Genomic DNA, 14,042 nt, shown 5'->3' with positions numbered 1-14,042 from the left:
AAAAACCTTAGGGCCCGGCTACGCGATCCTCCCCGTGGTCGTCGCTGAGGCGCGCCTATGCGAAACGGGAGAGGAGCTCCTTTATCTTCTCTTCGGGTAGCTCGAGCGGCGCCTCTATGGGCGGCCTCCCGCCGAGCAGTTTGGCGACTTCCTCCTCGTAGGGAGGTAGATCCTCCCTCTTGTAGAATACGCCTATGGGTATCTTACCGTTGGGGTCCAACGTGGGCCACTCCAGCGCTCTCTTATATGCTTGCTCGAAATCGGCCGGGTCGTGGCCCACGGACTCTAGCTTGTAGATCCTCGCCCTGAACCAGTCGTACGTGTTCACCCGGTTGAAGGTCACGCAAGGGCTCAGTACATCTATTAGGGCGAAGCCCTTGTGCCTCAAGGCCTCGACTATTATCTGGGCTAGGTGAGCCACGTCGCCGCTGAAGCCCCTCGCCACGAACGTGGCCCCGGCCGATAGCGCCAAAGCCAACGGGTTGACCGGTTCGTCTATGGAGCCGTATGGAGTGGTCTTGGTCCTCATGCCCTTCAAGGACGTGGGCGACATCTGGCCCGTCGTGAGGCCGTAGACTTGGTTGTTGGAGACCACGTAGACGACGCCCACGTTGCGCCTCGCCGCGTGTATGAGGTGGTTGAGCCCTATGCCGTAGCCGTCGCCGTCGCCCCCTACGCCTATCACGGTCAGTTTGGGGTTCGCCGCCTTGATGGCTGTGGCCACGGGCAACACGCGGCCGTGTATGCCGTGTAGGCCGTAGGTCTTCATGAAGTGCGGCAACTGCGAAGAGCAGCCTATCCCCGACACGATCACCACCTCCTCGTTCTTGGCCCCCACCTCGGCGAGGGCTCTCCTCAAGGCCTCCAGTATGCCGTAATCGCCGCAGCCCGGACACCATATGGGCTGCCTAGCCACGGCGAAGTCCATGGGCTTTTTGCTCACTTGGACTTTAATCGACGCCATGGCTACACCAGCTCGGAGAGCTCGTCTACGCTGAACGGCTCGCCCCACCACTTCAAGATCCTCCTCTTGAACTCGACGCCGAGCTCCCTCTTGAGGTACAACGCCAGTTGGCCCTCGTAGTTGAGCTCCACGTCGACGAGCGTCTTCGATCCGTCGAGCGCCCTCGAGGCGGCCTCCTTGTTCAACGGGTATATATCCCTGAAGGCGACCACTTGCACGTCGTTTCTGGACGACGCGAGGTCCAACAAAGGCATGGCCGTAGAGCCCCAGGTGACCAGCGCCATTTCGCCCGACCCGAAGACGGCGGGGCCCTCCATCTCCTCGACGACTTTTGCCATCTTCCTCATCCTCTTGTCGTGCATGGCCTTCCTTATCTCGGGCAAATGCCTATCGGTTATCACGTCGCCCCTCTCGTCGTGCTCGTCGCTGGTGGCCACGTGCATCCCGCCGGGGACGCCCGGTATCACTCTAGGCGACACGCCGCTCTCGGTCAATTTATAGCGCTTGTAATCCTCCCACACCACGGGCGAGGTGACCAGCTCGCCCCTCTCTATCTTGAACCTCCTCCAATCTATGTCGTCTATGGTCGTCAAGGACTCGTTGAAGTAGAGATCCGTCATGACGATGACGGGGATCTGGTACTTCTCGGCCAAGTTGAAGGCCTTGGCGGCGGCGTATAGCCCATCCTCTATAGTATACGGCGCCAAAACGGCGTGGGGGTATTCGCCGTGCGAGGGCGATAGGGCCATTAAGAGGTCCGCTTGCTCTGTCTCGGTGGGGAGGCCGGTGCTGGGACCGCCCCTCTGGCTCAAGAACACCACTGCTGGCGCCTCTATCATGCCGGCGAGGCCGAAGGCCTCGTGCATGAGGTCGAAGCCGCCGCCGGAGGTGCCAGTCGCCGCCCTGACGCCGGCGAAGGAAGCGCCGACGACCATGTTCATAGCCGCTATCTCGTCCTCCGCTTGCAACACAGCGACGCCGAACTTGGGCCCCACTTCGGCCAAGAAATGCATGATGGGGCTCGCCGGCGTCATGGGGTAGGCAACGTAGAACCTCATGCCGGCCAATATAGAGCCCACGGCTAGGGCCTCGGCGCCTGACATGAGTAGCTTGGGCTCCCCGGCCTTGCCCAAGCCGAAGGCGCCCCCCGCCGTCTTAGCGGCGTGGTCGAAGCCCATTTGGGCCGCTTGTATGTTCTGTTCTGCGATTTTCCCGCCCTTCTCGCCGAACTCCCTCCTCAAGAGGTCCTCGAGCACTGAGAGGTCCGCCCCCAAGATGCCCATAAGGGCTCCTACGGCCACCGTGTTGCGCATTATCTTGTTGCCGGCCTTCACGGCATAGTCCGTCAACGGGACCGGCACCTCGCCCTTCCTCTGGGGCGTCTGCCTATCGGCCGAGTCGTATATCACATATTTCGCCCCGCCCTCGTAGGCGGCCAAGGCGTTCTTGTTGAGGGCCACGAGGACGTCGAAGGACCTCCAACGGCCGTGGCTGTGTATCTTCGCGGTGGACGCCCTGATTTGGTAGAACATCGTTGGGTTGCCCTTGATTATCGACGCATATTGGCGATACGCGAATACGTGATAGCCGAGCCTAGCCAAGGCTTGTGCTGTTAGGCGGCCGGCCGACTCTACGCCTTCGCCTTGCGCTCCGCTTATCCGGATAGTCAATTCCATGAATCGAATTTCGATTTTCATTAATATTAATTATGGATTTAGGGAGTAGGCGTGAGGTGATATGGATACATACACCGGCGTCGTGAATACAAAGCGAAATACAGGGATGGTCCTCGGCGAAATCCCCCAGCCGGCTCCTAGACGCAATCCCGGAGAACGATATATAAAGGTTTAACGACGACTTAGTTCACGCCGTGAACTTGACGGTTCACGGCGTAGCGCGCGCCGTGAACTTCACGGATCCTTTTATATCCCGACGATTCGGAGGGCATGATCGTCCTCGAGTACCACGCCCCGGTAGGGCTCGCCCTCATTGCCAGAAAGGCCGCCTGCGGGCAGATCGAGGTGGAATACGCCGCGCTCCCCCCTCCTCCCGTGAAGCCGCCGGCATATGTGGACGTGCTCCGCGCCCCCAACGGGGGCGTGGCGCTTGTGAACCCCAGACCGCTCTCGGAGGAGGAGCTGGTTCTGGATCACGCAGACCAGGCAATAGAGGGGGAGATACGGAGAGGGCGGCTGGAGGGCGTCGTGTGTAATAAAAGAGTGACTATGAGGGTGCATATCCCCTACAACGGCCCCGTCCTCGCTTTGGTGCCAGTCCGCAAAATAGGGAGAATTCCGAGGGAGGCCTTCCGCCTTATCGCCTACAAGCTGGCGTTGCCTTAAGGCCGCATTCGTCTCGGGAGCTTGAGCGACGGCACTCGCGCGCCTACGCTTTCGGAGTTCTGGGTCGCGCGTATGAGGCCCATTTAATAGCCCAAGCGGCATTTGGCCTTCGGAACGCGCCGAGATCCTCAAGGCCGTCGACGAGCCCTCTGCGCCCGATCGACGAGCGCTAAATGCTTGGCGTTTGTCTGCAGAAAAGATAAAAACACGGGATCTCAAGCAATCGGCCCCGGTAGCTCAGCCTGGTTGGAGCGCTCGCTTGGTAAGCGAGAGGTCCCGGGAGGGAGTAGAACCCCGGGAGTTCAAATCCCGGCCGGGGCTCCACGCGTTTTCACCGAGGGCTAGACCCTCACGAGCCTACTGCGTTTCTGGTACAAGGGCAACGCCTCCGGCGGCCTTACGTGGACCTCGAAGGGAGGCCCTATCCCGGCCCGCCACAACCTCTCCAAAACTACGGGCGGATCCGCCGTGGTGACCACCAAGACGTCTATGTCGCTGGAGAGGACGTGTCTCCCCTCGGCCACGGAGCCGAAGAGGTAAACCTCGGCGTTTGGGTCCAACGATTTGGCCACCTCCTTAATCGTCGAGAGGTATTTCTCCAAGTTCTCGAACGCCTCCCGCCTCCTCTTGGCGTCCTCGATTAATAAATCAAAGCCCACTGTTCATTATTTCGAGAACCACTTTAAATAATCTCTCGGCCTCATCTCTCGTGTATTCGCGGGGGATATAGCGCGAGTTTATATACGCGTCCTCCAAGGCGCCTAGCTCTAGGAGGTATTTATCGAGCAGCTCTCCCGCCAAGCGCCCCCTCTCCCCTTGCGCGACGGCTTGCAAGAGCTTGAGCAACTGGCGGAGGCTATGGGTCCTCGGGTACTGGACGCCGAGCTCGAGGAGCTTGGCTCTCAAGAAGAGCTGAAGCGCTTGCTCTAAGTTGAAGACGGCGAGATCGTAGATCCCGACGTCGATCTGGAACCTCGCAGTCCTTAAGAAATCCCTGGCCTCCGCAACAAAGTCTCCACCTCGTCCCTCGCGCCCACATAACATAATTTCCCTTTTATTTGAGCCGCTGGCGGGCTTCGCCCAAACCGCCTCGGGAAGTCGTCGGCCTCGAGGACGCGGCCTAGCCCATAGGCCCTTGCGCCAACGGCTCGGCGGCAACCTTAAAGGTCGTTGCGTCGTCTTGTACGTGTCCGAGGAGGTCAAGCCGATATTCGCGAGGGCCTTCTTCCACATGGAGCCCTCCGGCCGCGTCGCGCAGTACATGGTGTTCTACTACGACGACCCCCGCGCGTATTACGCCGGCCTCACGAGGAGAGAGCTGGAGAGGGAGCGCGAGATCGTGTGGAGGAATATGCAAGCCTTTCTGGACGAGGAGGAGATACGCATCAACGGGAGGAGGGTCGAGGCGAAGGTCGTCTACGTCGACATAGGCCTCATGGCCATAAATCGGCCCTATATAGTCTTCTTGATAGAATTCGGCGGAGAGCTCCGACGCGGCGTCAACGTCTACGAGGACTTCTACGAGGAGGAAATCGCGGAGTACCCCTACGAGTTCCTATGGCGGCTGCCCGGGCGCGTGTTGAGGGCCTCCATGGCCGGCGAGGCGAGGGCGGTTGGGAACCTCCTATTTGTGAGAGTGCCGGCCGGCGTCAAGGTCGGCGGGAGGGAGGCGATAGAGTTCTACGTGGATTAATCAGCGTTTGGACGACGCGGCTTGCGCGAACCTCAACAAGAACTCCCACTTGCGGTCTATCTCCTCCTCCATCTGGCGTATTTGCTCCTCCGTCAAGTGGGCGAACCTCCCCTGTAGCTTCAAGTACTCGATAAGCGGCTTTCTTCTCTTCTTGTCGATAAGGGCGGAGCTAGGCGGATTTAGTCTAAACTCGCCGTTGTCGTACTCCCATAGTATAAACGCGCCGGTCTCCACGGCCTTTCTGGCCACCTCGACGGTCAACGACGGGTCGAAGTGCCACCCGGGCGGACAAGGCGCGAATAGATGGATGAACCTGAAGCCCCTCCTCTCCGACGCCTTCTTGATCTTGTTGTAGAAGTCTTGTGGATAAGCTATGCTGGCAGTGGCCACGTACGGAACTCCGTGGGCCAACAAGATGAGGGCCACGTCCTTCTTCCCCTCGCGTTTGCCCGTGGGCGTCGTCGTGGTCCACGCGCCTCTTGGCGTTTCGCTGCTCCTCTGTATTCCGGTGTTCATATAGGCCTCGTTGTCGTACATTATGTACAACACATCGCTGTTCCTCTCGGCGGCGGCGCTCACGGCGGCGAACCCTATATCCGCCGTGCCGCCGTCGCCGGCCCACACCACGGCCTTGCCGTTGATCCCCAGCTGTTTAAACGCCTCCGATATGCCCGTAGCCACCGAGGCGGCCGAGGCGAAGGGCACGTTCAATATCGGCATGTTAATACCCGACTTGGGGCCCAGCCCTTGAACTACCGACGCGCAGCTAGCCGGTATCGAGAGCACCGCCTCCTCGCCCAAGGCCATCCCCAACACCTTAAGGCCTATCATCATGCCGCAGCCGGCACACGCCGAGTTGCCCGGCATCACGTACTTCTTCTTGGGCAGGAGGTCTATCCTTATCATAGCAACAACACGCGCTCGCCGCCCTCTATGGCGTATTTGATGGCCTTGCGGAACTCCTCGGCCTTGAAGTCCACGCCCGCTAGCCCGGCCAACACGTTGACCACTTTATCGCGCCCCAACACCGACGCGACTTCTCTGCCCAAGACGCCCCCCGCGGGGGTGATGTCGCGGTCGAAGACCACGACTTTGTCGAAGCTCGATAACTCCTCCAGCTCCTCGTCGGGGAACGGCCTCACGAAGCGGAGCCTCATGAGGCCCACGGGAACTCCGTCGCGCCTCAACGACTTGACCGCCTCCTTGGCGTCGCCGCACCACGCGCCCATGCAGACCGCCGCGTATTTGGCCCCCTCCAGCTCGAACTTCTCCACCAAACCGCCGTATTCGCGGCCCGTCAACTCGCCGTATTCGGCGTCTATCCATTTCACGAGCTTCTTAGCCTCTTGGTGCGCCTTGTATATGTTCCTTAGATGCTCTGCGTGTATCCTATCGTCCGAGGGTATGTTGCCCATGGTGATGGGCTCGCCGGGCCTGAGCCTCAAGGGCAGATCGGGATTCCTCGGCGGTAGGAACTTGTCCACGACCTCCTGCGGCGGGAGCTCCACGGTCTCCACGGTGTGCGATAACACGAAGCCGTCCAGCCCCACTGCGACGGGCAAATAGGCGCTTTCGGCGAGCTTGAAGGCTTGGATCGTCAAATCGAAGGCCTCTTGAACGCTGGAGGCCATGGCTATGGCCCACCCGGAATCCCTTATGGCCAATATGTCGTTGTGCTCGTCGTGGATGTTCCACGGAGGCCCTAGAGTCCTCGTGACCACGGCCATGACTATCGGCGCGCGGCTGCCGGCGGCCCACCAGAGCATCTCGTACATGTAGAAGAGCCCGTGGCTGCTCGTCGCTGTGAACGACCTAGCGCCGGCCATGGCGGCGCCGTAGACCACGGCCAGCGCCGAGAACTCAGACTCGACGTTGACGAAGCTCGCCTTGAGCTCCCCCTTTTCCACGAACTCCGACAACTTCTCGACTATGGTGGTCTGCGGCGTGATGGGATAGGCCGCTATCACGTGAGGCCTCGCCATCTTGACGGCGTGGGCCACGGCGTAGTTGCCCGTCAACGCCGTCTTGAAGACTTGCAACGCCTTCATAGCCCCGCCTCGGGGACCATGTCTATGGCCTTGACTGGACATTCGTGGGCGCAAATGCCGCAACCTTTACAGTACGTGTAGTCTATTTTTATTTTTTGTCCTTTTTCCCAATCGATTACCGACTCGGGACAATAAAGCCAACATATACCGCAATCTATACATTTATCTAAGTTGACCACAGGCTTATACGTACGCCACGTGCCGGTCAGCCCGCCGGAGCCCGGCGCGGGTCTTGATATGGGGACTAACGCGAGCCCCACGTAGGATTAATCGATTGTGGTATTTATGTTTTTTATATAGACATATAGAGATTGAGGTTTGCTTTGTTCTTGGACCTATTCCGCCTCATAGGAGGCAATTTTGTATCTCCTCCCACAGAGTTGCATTTAAAACTATACTAAGTATTTAGTCATCTTATACGACCTCTTCTCGGCGCTATATAGGGCTATAAAGGTTATAAGACAAGTCGTTCTCTTATGGCATGATCGAGGTGGTGTTCTTCGGGAGAGGTGGCATGGGGGCCGTCACCGCGGCGCAGCTCCTCGCCCGCGTGGCCACGATAGAGGGCAAGTTCGGACAAGCCATTCCCGAGTTCGGGGCCGAGCGCAGGGGGGCCATCGTGAGGGCCTACCTGAGAATAGACGACAAGCCCATCGAGGTCCACTCTTCGGTTTCATCCGGCGACTACGTGGTGGTGCTCGACGACCGCATAATCTCGCAGACCAACGTGAGGGCTTTCGGGAAGCCCAACGCTATATACATCGTCAACTCCAAGGAGGAGGAGCCGTGGTATATAGCAATAGACGCCACGTCCATAGCGTTGAAGCACGGGCTAGTGGCGGCGGGCTGGCCTCTCGTCAACATGATCATGGCCAGCGCCTTCGCCGCTGTCAGCAAGGCGGTGACGATCGACGGGATCATAAAGACGATCCCCGAGTTCGTGCCTGCGCGCGCCGCCAAGGCCAATGTGGAGGCCGCCAAGGAGGCCTACGAGATCATGTCTAGGAGGATCGCCGCCAGGGCCGTCTGACTAGATAGGCGATTAACGCCGCGGCTAGCGCTACGACTACCAGGTACACGACAGGCGTCGTCGCCTTCGCGGCCGTCACGGCGGGCGAGGTCCACGCGGCGACCTCTAGCCCGCATTTAGAGGGGGGCTTTACGTAGCCCGGCACGTCGTATGCGCTTATCGGGAGGTAGACGACGTACTTCGTCGCGTTGATGAACGATATCTCGTTGACGCCAGGCTTCAGCTCGGCCTCGATGCACCTATCGCCGACTCCCAGCGCCAACTTGATAGGTCGCCCGAGGTCGTTTTCGACGACTAGAACAGCGCCGTTCTGCGTCGGCTCGATAGACTTGAGGCGCACCAAGGCCAACGTAGCGTTTATCGAGCTGAGTATCGCGTCGACGTATATCAACGGTTGTTGGCCGAACCAGCCGGGGCCGTAGTTGGGCGGGCCGGTCTGCCAAGTCCAATCGCTGCCCTCGGCGATGTACAAGTAGTTCCAGAGAGTCGAGAGGAGGTCAGTGGAGTTCGGGGCTTGTGCGGGGCTTAGCGATACTGCTGGGGACGGCCTCCCGCCCAGCGCCTTAGTGAAGGCCACTAGGTACTCCCTCGCCAAGGCGACCGCGCGCCATATGGCTATTTTGCCGGGATAGCCGTTGTTCCAATTGTTGAGGTTAAGCGCCCATGAGCTCTCGGGCAAATTCGTCACGACGTACTTGGAATGGCTCGCTATTGCTTGCGAGATCGTCTGCGTGATAAGCCATTGGCCCGAGTACTGGGACAAGGCCTCATATATAGCGTAGAGGTCCCTCGGGCCCGTCATGTAGTTGAATATGAGCGGGTTCTCGCCGTCGAGCGCGACCACCACGACGGCGCCTGGGCGCTCCATATATATCTTAGCCAAATATTGTATTAGTAGTTGTTTTACTAATTCTGTATCTGTTAAAGTAAATAGATAAAAGGAAAATAAATTGGATAGACTATCGTCTCTGAACAACACGTATACGCGATTCCCCATGCTATCCTCCACGATATAGGGGACGTAGGGCGTCTGGGATCCGTTGACATAGGTAGCCGAGGGCAAAAACGCCTGCGCGTCGAGGACTGTGCAGTTGATGCCGGCCTCTCTGTAGAGGTGCACGAGGCCCATGTTGAAGGCCATCTCGGGCGTCCAAACGCACGACGCCCTCACGTCGAATACCTTATAGGTCTCCTCCTCGCCCATGGCGAGCTGGGCCAAGAGGTCGTCGGCCCAACCGTTATCATAAACTATGGCCTCAAGTGGATGATAGAAAGGCGCTGTCAACACCTCGACCCTCCCGCTCTTGACGAGTTCTCTGTATAGGGTCAAGGTCCTGTTCACCGCATAGATGTCGTGAGTTATATTGCCGGGGTACTCGCCCAGATATCTAAACCCTCTTGGGCCCTCTGCTAAGAGGGCCTCCCACTGGTAGAGGAGGACGGGCGTGAAGACTATGGAGACGTTAACGTCGAATTTGCTCAACAGAAGGGCTTGGAGCTCGTACGAGCCCACATATCGGCCTTCCCATTTGAAGTCCTCCCCCGTGTGCAACGGGACCCACGGCATGGCCCACGTCCCGTTGGGCTCGATGTAGAGTGGCTGGTGCATGTTCCAGACTATGACGAGGCTGACGGGCTGTTTGCCCGTGGTGTTCAGCACGTAGAACTGGGGCAGAGTAGTGTTCAACAAAGTGGCGTTGCCCGCGACCACTTTCACCGTAGGCGTGTACACGCCTTGAGGCATCTGCACCGGCACCGTGAAGTTTACGAGGTTCAAGCCGCTCGAGAGGGCTATTGCCCTCGACGCCTTGAATGGGCCTATCGACAACTCGACTACGGCGTTTAGAGGGCCTAGAGAGTTCTGCAAACCGATGGACACGCTGGCCGCCTCGCCTACAGTGTAGACATATTTATCGTAGGGATATCTGGGCGCCAACGAGAGCGGAGAGCACGAGGCCTGCGCTGCGAAGTTCAAAGTGCCGTTACGTATCAAGAGGCCCGAGGACTTATCGTAGTAGACCCACTGCACCCACTGGCCGGGCCGGAACGGCCCTATCGTGGCCGTGTAGTTGCCCCATAGCGGGTTGTACTCCATCGCGATCTCGCCGATATTCGACCAAGGGAGCCCAGTCTGCGGGCCTGAGGTCAAGCCGTAGCGCAAGACCACCTCGTCCGGCGCGCGCCCAATGGCGGTTATAAAGAGGGTACAATTGGGCAATACGCGCGCCGACGTAACGCCCACGTTGGGCGGATTTATCTGGACGTTCCAGTTCCAGAAGGGGGTTCCCCGATAGTTTATCCAGACGCCCGCAGTCGCGTCGTAGAAAACGAAGGCGACCCAAGTGCCGTTCTTAAAAGGCCCTATCGTGGCCGTGTAGTTGACGCCGTTCCAAGCCATCGCGGTGTCGTTTATAGTAGTCCAAGGGCCTTGGGGATATGGCTCAAGGCCCCAGTGGAGGAGGACCTTGTGGTTCTGGGGGATGCCGGCTATGTACACTGTTAGATAGCCGTCGTGGGTCACGGAGAAGGTAACGGCGTATTGGGCCCAGACGAGGGCGGATATGAGCAGGATCAAAGCCCACGCCCTCATGGACCGCGCTTGGACTCCGCCTAAAAATTTTTCTCATATAGGTCGTCTTTTGTCGATAAGCTTATGCGATATCGGAAGGAAAAAAAATTAAATAACTTTAATGAATTTACGTATCATGAGGGGCTTAAGTAGAACGGCTTCTATAGCGATCGTCGTTGTCGTGGTGGTGATCGTCGCCATCCTCGTCGCGTATTACGCCTCGCGGCCGCCCGCCCCCGCTCCGCCGACCACCTCCTCGCAAACGCCCTCGGCAACCTCCCCGACGGCCTCCGCCACGACGACCCGGACCGAGACTTCCACAACGCCGCCGACAAGCCCGCCGTTTAGCCTAAGCAGCCTCCTCAACCCCAACTTCGTCTGCAATCAACTCCTCGGGGGTAAGACCGTCACTATAACCGTCTGGGACACCTACGGCTCCACCGAGGACCAAGCCTTTAACGCAACGCTTGCTTCTTTCGAGCAAGCATATCCCTGTATAAAGGTCCAAGTTACTTTTGGTGTTTCTATAGCAACGGCGAATTTCGTGTCGGCGGCTAAAGCCGGCCAAGCGCCCAACGTCTATAGAGACACCAGCGATGATGCGGGGAAGCTATTCGCCGGCGGCCTTCTGCTCAACGTCAGCAAATACATGAACCCGGCCGATATAGAGGCCTCGTACATACCCGTAGCCGTCGAGAACTTCAAGCTGGGCAACTCCATCTACGGCCTCCCAGACAACGTCAACTATATCGTTATGTTCTATAACAAGAAGTACCTCAATAACACGCTGACCCAGAAGCTATTCGGAGTAAACGTAGACCAGCTCAACACCGATCAGCTCTTGCAGATATGCAGCCTCATAAACTCCACGTATAAAGTATGGTGTATAGCCTACGGGGCGGGCCAAGAGTGGGGCTATAGGTTCGCGGCGTGGTTCGCCGGCTTCGGCGGCCGGATATTCGACGACAAGGGCATGCCGCAGCTCAACTCCTCGGCTATGGTCAAGGCCATGGAGTTCTGGTACGACTTGACCTACAACAAGAAATACAACGCCCCAGGCGTGACCCCCAGCATAGAGCAACAGCTCTTCACGCAAGGGATTGCGGCAATAATCTTCGACGGGCCTTGGGACCTCAAAATATACGAGAAGGCCCTAGGGCCTAACCTAGGCGCCGCGCCTCTGCCCGTGATATCCGCGACCGGCAAGAGGGCCGCGCCCTTCATAGGCTCAACCGGCTGGGTCATAGCATCGCAGAAGGCCAGCGGCGCCTCGCAAGAGCAGATATACGCCTCTTTGGCCTTCATAGCCTACGTCACGAGCAAGAACGCCGAGATGAACCTCTGGAACTACGCAGGCGATATCCCCGCCCAGAAGGACGCCTACAACGCCGTGATGTCGCAGTTGGCCTCGGGCGCGTTGCAACCGGCCTACATGAACGACGTATATAAGGGCATATTGGAGCAAGCCCAATACGGCCAGAAGTTCCCCAACATACCTCAGATGGGCTTCTATTGGCCATGTTTCCACCAGTACTTCACCCTGTACTTCGCCAATAGGACCATAACCGCGACGCAAGCCGCACAGGAGATGCAGAGTTGTATGATAACCAACATGCAACAAGCCGGGCTGCTCCCGTCTTCCTAATGGCCTCCATAAAGACTATTTTTTCTAATTATTTTTATATTTTACCTGTTATTATAGTGGTAATATTTCTTTATTTATATCCAATTATATATACTATATATATTTCTTTTACTAACTTTAATTTATATCATTTTTTCGAGTATCAGTGGGTCGGGCTCTCCAACTACATCGCGGTGCTCACCTCGAGCACCTTCGCGCAGATCCTCCTAAACACCGCGATATGGACCGTGGGTAGCTTGATACCCATGATGACCGTCGGCTTTCTGCTAGCGCTTATACTCAACCAGAGGGACCTCAAGGGGAGGGGCGTCTTCTTCACGTTGCTCCTAGTGCCCTGGGCCTTCCCCGCGTTCATATCCCTCATAGTCTGGCAAGGCATGTGGAATTGGAAGTTCGGGATAGTCAACAAGATATTGTCTCTGTTCGGAATAAGCCCCATAGACTGGTTCGACGTAGTGCCCATGGCTTGGGTCATGTTGATACTCACCAACCTCTGGTTGTCCTTCCCCTACTACACCTCGGTCTTCTTATCTGCCCTACAGAGCATACCGGAGGAGCTCTACTCCATCGCTGAGATAGACGGCGCAAGTCGCCTCGCGCGCTTCCGCTACATAACGTTGCCGTTGATGAGGAGGACCATCGCGTTCGTGGGCATAGGCGGCTTCACCTTTACTTGGAATAACTTCTACCCGATATACATCTTGACCGGCGGCGGGCCCGGCAACGCCACCAACATACTGGTGGTCTACGCCTATCAAGCCGCGTTCCAGAACAGCCTTTATAACTACGCGGCCGTGTATTCCGTAATAGACGCGGCTATATTGATAGCCATGGCGGTGATAATGCTTAAGTTCTCCGGTGTGTTGGAGACGATAACATGAAGATCTGGGACGCGATCCGGCTAGGCGTCTCGTACGTCGTCTTGGCCATATCGGCGATAATAGCAGTTTTCCCTATCTACTACATAATCATCACTTCGTTAAGCGATGTGCCAACGATAGCCTCTATAAGCGTCAACAGCCTAATCCCGCAACCTAAAAGCCTCACGTTAGACGCATATAGGAATATACTCTTCTCAACGTTCTTCCAAGGAACAGGCTTCTTCGTTTGGTTGAGGAACAGCTTGATCTTGGCAAGCGGCACTGTGGCCTTATCGGTGGCGTTAGCCTTCCTATCCGGCGTGGCCCTCTCGAGGCTAAACGTGCCGGGGAAACGCGCCTTGATGGTGACGGTCTACGTGTTGACCTTCTTCCCCATGACGGTCACGGTCCTCCCGCTCTACCTCATGTTCGCCTCGCTTCACTTGATAAACACGTACTACGGGCTTATCTTGGCCTACTCGAGCGGCGTATCGGTCTACGGCGCTTATTTGGTGAAGCTGTTCGTCGACTCGATACCCAAGGAATACGAGGAGGCCGCCTTAATAGACGGGCTCTCGCGCTTCGGCGCTTTTACGAGGATCCTCTTGCCCCTCAGCAAGCCCGTCCTCGCCTTCATAGGGCTTTTGGCCTTCATGGGGGCCTACACCGATTACGCCATGGCCAACGTCTTCATAACCAGCGGCGATATGTGGACCTTGACGTTGGGCATGTGGTACCTCTCGTTCACTAACAGATCTACGCTCTACAACGTCTTCGCCGCCTTCGCGGTGCTCATGGGCATACCGATCATGGCCGTGTTCCTCGCCTTCCAGAAGTACCTCACTAAGATGTATACGATGAGCGGAGTCAAGGGATAGCCCTAGATCGCGA

14 protein-coding genes and 1 tRNA gene are annotated in these 14,042 nt (G+C 57.6%); 7 read left to right on the top strand and 8 right to left on the bottom strand.

The annotated features are described in order from the left end of the window. Positions 1-55 precede the first annotated feature (55 nt). Together ACZ5PA_RS07810 and ACZ5PA_RS07805 are read right to left on the bottom strand one after the other, a co-directional pair. Positions 56-964 (bottom strand): thiamine pyrophosphate-dependent enzyme, encoded by a 909-nt coding sequence (locus tag ACZ5PA_RS07810; RefSeq protein WP_464929785.1) that lies wholly within the window; start codon positions 962-964, stop codon positions 56-58. A gap of 2 nt (positions 965-966) precedes the next feature. Further along, positions 967-2,640, bottom strand: coding sequence for a 2-oxoacid:acceptor oxidoreductase subunit alpha (locus ACZ5PA_RS07805; protein WP_464929784.1), 1,674 nt, complete (start codon positions 2,638-2,640; stop codon positions 967-969). Positions 2,641-2,910: 270 nt separating this feature from the next. Between ACZ5PA_RS07805 and ACZ5PA_RS07800 the strand changes: the two genes are divergently transcribed. Next, on the top strand, positions 2,911-3,306 hold the full coding sequence (locus ACZ5PA_RS07800) for a hypothetical protein (RefSeq protein ID WP_464929783.1): 396 nt from the start codon (positions 2,911-2,913) through the stop codon (positions 3,304-3,306). A 226-nt stretch (positions 3,307-3,532) separates the two neighbouring features. Then, a tRNA-Thr gene (locus ACZ5PA_RS07795) sits at positions 3,533-3,630 on the top strand. A 17-nt stretch (positions 3,631-3,647) separates the two neighbouring features. Here the strand turns inward: ACZ5PA_RS07795 and ACZ5PA_RS07790 are convergent. Together ACZ5PA_RS07790 and ACZ5PA_RS07785 are read right to left on the bottom strand one after the other, a co-directional pair. Then, positions 3,648-3,965, bottom strand: coding sequence for a nucleotidyltransferase domain-containing protein (locus ACZ5PA_RS07790; RefSeq protein WP_464929782.1), 318 nt, complete (start codon positions 3,963-3,965; stop codon positions 3,648-3,650). Further along, positions 3,955-4,350 (bottom strand): HEPN domain-containing protein, encoded by a 396-nt coding sequence (locus ACZ5PA_RS07785; protein ID WP_464929781.1) that lies wholly within the window; start codon positions 4,348-4,350, stop codon positions 3,955-3,957. The genes ACZ5PA_RS07790 and ACZ5PA_RS07785 overlap by 11 nt, the downstream gene beginning before the upstream one ends. Positions 4,351-4,492: 142 nt before the next feature. Here ACZ5PA_RS07785 and ACZ5PA_RS07780 point away from each other — a divergent pair, with 142 nt between their 5' ends. Next, positions 4,493-4,999, top strand: a complete 507-nt coding sequence (locus tag ACZ5PA_RS07780) for a hypothetical protein (RefSeq protein ID WP_464929780.1) — start codon at positions 4,493-4,495, stop codon at positions 4,997-4,999. Here the strand turns inward: ACZ5PA_RS07780 and ACZ5PA_RS07775 are convergent, their stop codons facing one another. Genes ACZ5PA_RS07775 through ACZ5PA_RS07765 form a run of 3 tightly spaced genes read right to left on the bottom strand, consistent with a single transcriptional unit; the run spans position 5,000 to position 7,307 of the window. Continuing rightward, a complete protein-coding gene (locus tag ACZ5PA_RS07775) occupies positions 5,000-5,905 on the bottom strand; it encodes a 3-methyl-2-oxobutanoate dehydrogenase subunit beta (RefSeq protein WP_464929779.1) in 906 nt (301 codons plus the stop codon). It abuts the gene before it with no gap. After that, the gene (locus ACZ5PA_RS07770; protein WP_464929778.1) at positions 5,902-7,047 is read right to left on the bottom strand and encodes a pyruvate ferredoxin oxidoreductase; all 1,146 of its coding nucleotides are present in this window, start codon (positions 7,045-7,047) and stop codon (positions 5,902-5,904) included. Before ACZ5PA_RS07770 ends, ACZ5PA_RS07775 begins: the two co-directional genes overlap by 4 nt. Next, entirely contained in the window at positions 7,044-7,307 is a 264-nt protein-coding gene (locus ACZ5PA_RS07765) for a 4Fe-4S binding protein (protein ID WP_464929777.1), read from the bottom strand. Before ACZ5PA_RS07765 ends, ACZ5PA_RS07770 begins: the two co-directional genes overlap by 4 nt. Before the next feature lie 221 nt (positions 7,308-7,528). Between ACZ5PA_RS07765 and ACZ5PA_RS07760 the strand changes: the two genes are divergently transcribed. Continuing rightward, positions 7,529-8,077 carry a 2-oxoacid:acceptor oxidoreductase family protein gene (locus ACZ5PA_RS07760; protein ID WP_464929776.1) on the top strand — a complete coding sequence of 183 codons (549 nt, stop codon included), beginning with the start codon at positions 7,529-7,531 and terminating at the stop codon, positions 8,075-8,077. On the opposite strand, the gene ACZ5PA_RS07755 is transcribed toward ACZ5PA_RS07760, so the two are convergent. Continuing rightward, entirely contained in the window at positions 8,049-10,667 is a 2,619-nt protein-coding gene (locus ACZ5PA_RS07755; protein WP_464929775.1) for a glycoside hydrolase, read from the bottom strand. The two genes, ACZ5PA_RS07760 and ACZ5PA_RS07755, sit on opposite strands and share 29 nt — an antisense overlap. A gap of 115 nt (positions 10,668-10,782) precedes the next feature. On the opposite strand from ACZ5PA_RS07755, the gene ACZ5PA_RS07750 reads away from it, so the two are divergent. From ACZ5PA_RS07750 to ACZ5PA_RS07740, 3 genes are read left to right on the top strand one after another with little or no spacing between them, the layout of a single operon-like run. Next, positions 10,783-12,291 carry an extracellular solute-binding protein gene (locus ACZ5PA_RS07750; protein WP_464929774.1) on the top strand — a complete coding sequence of 503 codons (1,509 nt, stop codon included), beginning with the start codon at positions 10,783-10,785 and terminating at the stop codon, positions 12,289-12,291. Continuing rightward, positions 12,291-13,172, top strand: coding sequence for a carbohydrate ABC transporter permease (locus ACZ5PA_RS07745; RefSeq protein WP_464929773.1), 882 nt, complete (start codon positions 12,291-12,293; stop codon positions 13,170-13,172). The genes ACZ5PA_RS07750 and ACZ5PA_RS07745 overlap by 1 nt, the downstream gene beginning before the upstream one ends. Next, positions 13,169-14,029, top strand: a complete 861-nt coding sequence (locus ACZ5PA_RS07740) for a sugar ABC transporter permease (protein WP_464929772.1) — start codon at positions 13,169-13,171, stop codon at positions 14,027-14,029. Before ACZ5PA_RS07745 ends, ACZ5PA_RS07740 begins: the two co-directional genes overlap by 4 nt. The last annotated feature ends 13 nt before the right edge of the window (positions 14,030-14,042 follow it).

The sequence above is a fragment of the Thermoproteus thermophilus genome (assembly GCF_055392855.1).
Note: the sequence above shows the minus strand (reverse complement) of the source record. Positions and strands in the feature narration are given on the sequence as shown.

Bases quoted from the DNA above. Each gene is read 5' to 3' on its own strand.
- ACZ5PA_RS07775 (WP_464929779.1), bottom strand. From the start codon at position 5,905: ATGATAAGGATAGACCTCCTGCCCAAGAAGAAGTACGTGATGCCGGGC.
- ACZ5PA_RS07755 (WP_464929775.1), bottom strand. From the start codon at position 10,667: ATGAGGGCGTGGGCTTTGATCCTGCTCATATCCGCCCTCGTCTGGGCC.
- ACZ5PA_RS07750 (WP_464929774.1), top strand. From the start codon at position 10,783: ATGAGGGGCTTAAGTAGAACGGCTTCTATAGCGATCGTCGTTGTCGTG.
- ACZ5PA_RS07810 (WP_464929785.1), bottom strand. From the start codon at position 964: ATGGCGTCGATTAAAGTCCAAGTGAGCAAAAAGCCCATGGACTTCGCC.
- ACZ5PA_RS07805 (WP_464929784.1), bottom strand. From the start codon at position 2,640: ATGGAATTGACTATCCGGATAAGCGGAGCGCAAGGCGAAGGCGTAGAG.
- ACZ5PA_RS07745 (WP_464929773.1), top strand. From the start codon at position 12,291: ATGGCCTCCATAAAGACTATTTTTTCTAATTATTTTTATATTTTACCT.
- ACZ5PA_RS07800 (WP_464929783.1), top strand. From the start codon at position 2,911: ATGATCGTCCTCGAGTACCACGCCCCGGTAGGGCTCGCCCTCATTGCC.
- ACZ5PA_RS07760 (WP_464929776.1), top strand. From the start codon at position 7,529: ATGATCGAGGTGGTGTTCTTCGGGAGAGGTGGCATGGGGGCCGTCACC.
- ACZ5PA_RS07785 (WP_464929781.1), bottom strand. From the start codon at position 4,350: ATGTTATGTGGGCGCGAGGGACGAGGTGGAGACTTTGTTGCGGAGGCC.
- ACZ5PA_RS07770 (WP_464929778.1), bottom strand. From the start codon at position 7,047: ATGAAGGCGTTGCAAGTCTTCAAGACGGCGTTGACGGGCAACTACGCC.
- ACZ5PA_RS07740 (WP_464929772.1), top strand. From the start codon at position 13,169: ATGAAGATCTGGGACGCGATCCGGCTAGGCGTCTCGTACGTCGTCTTG.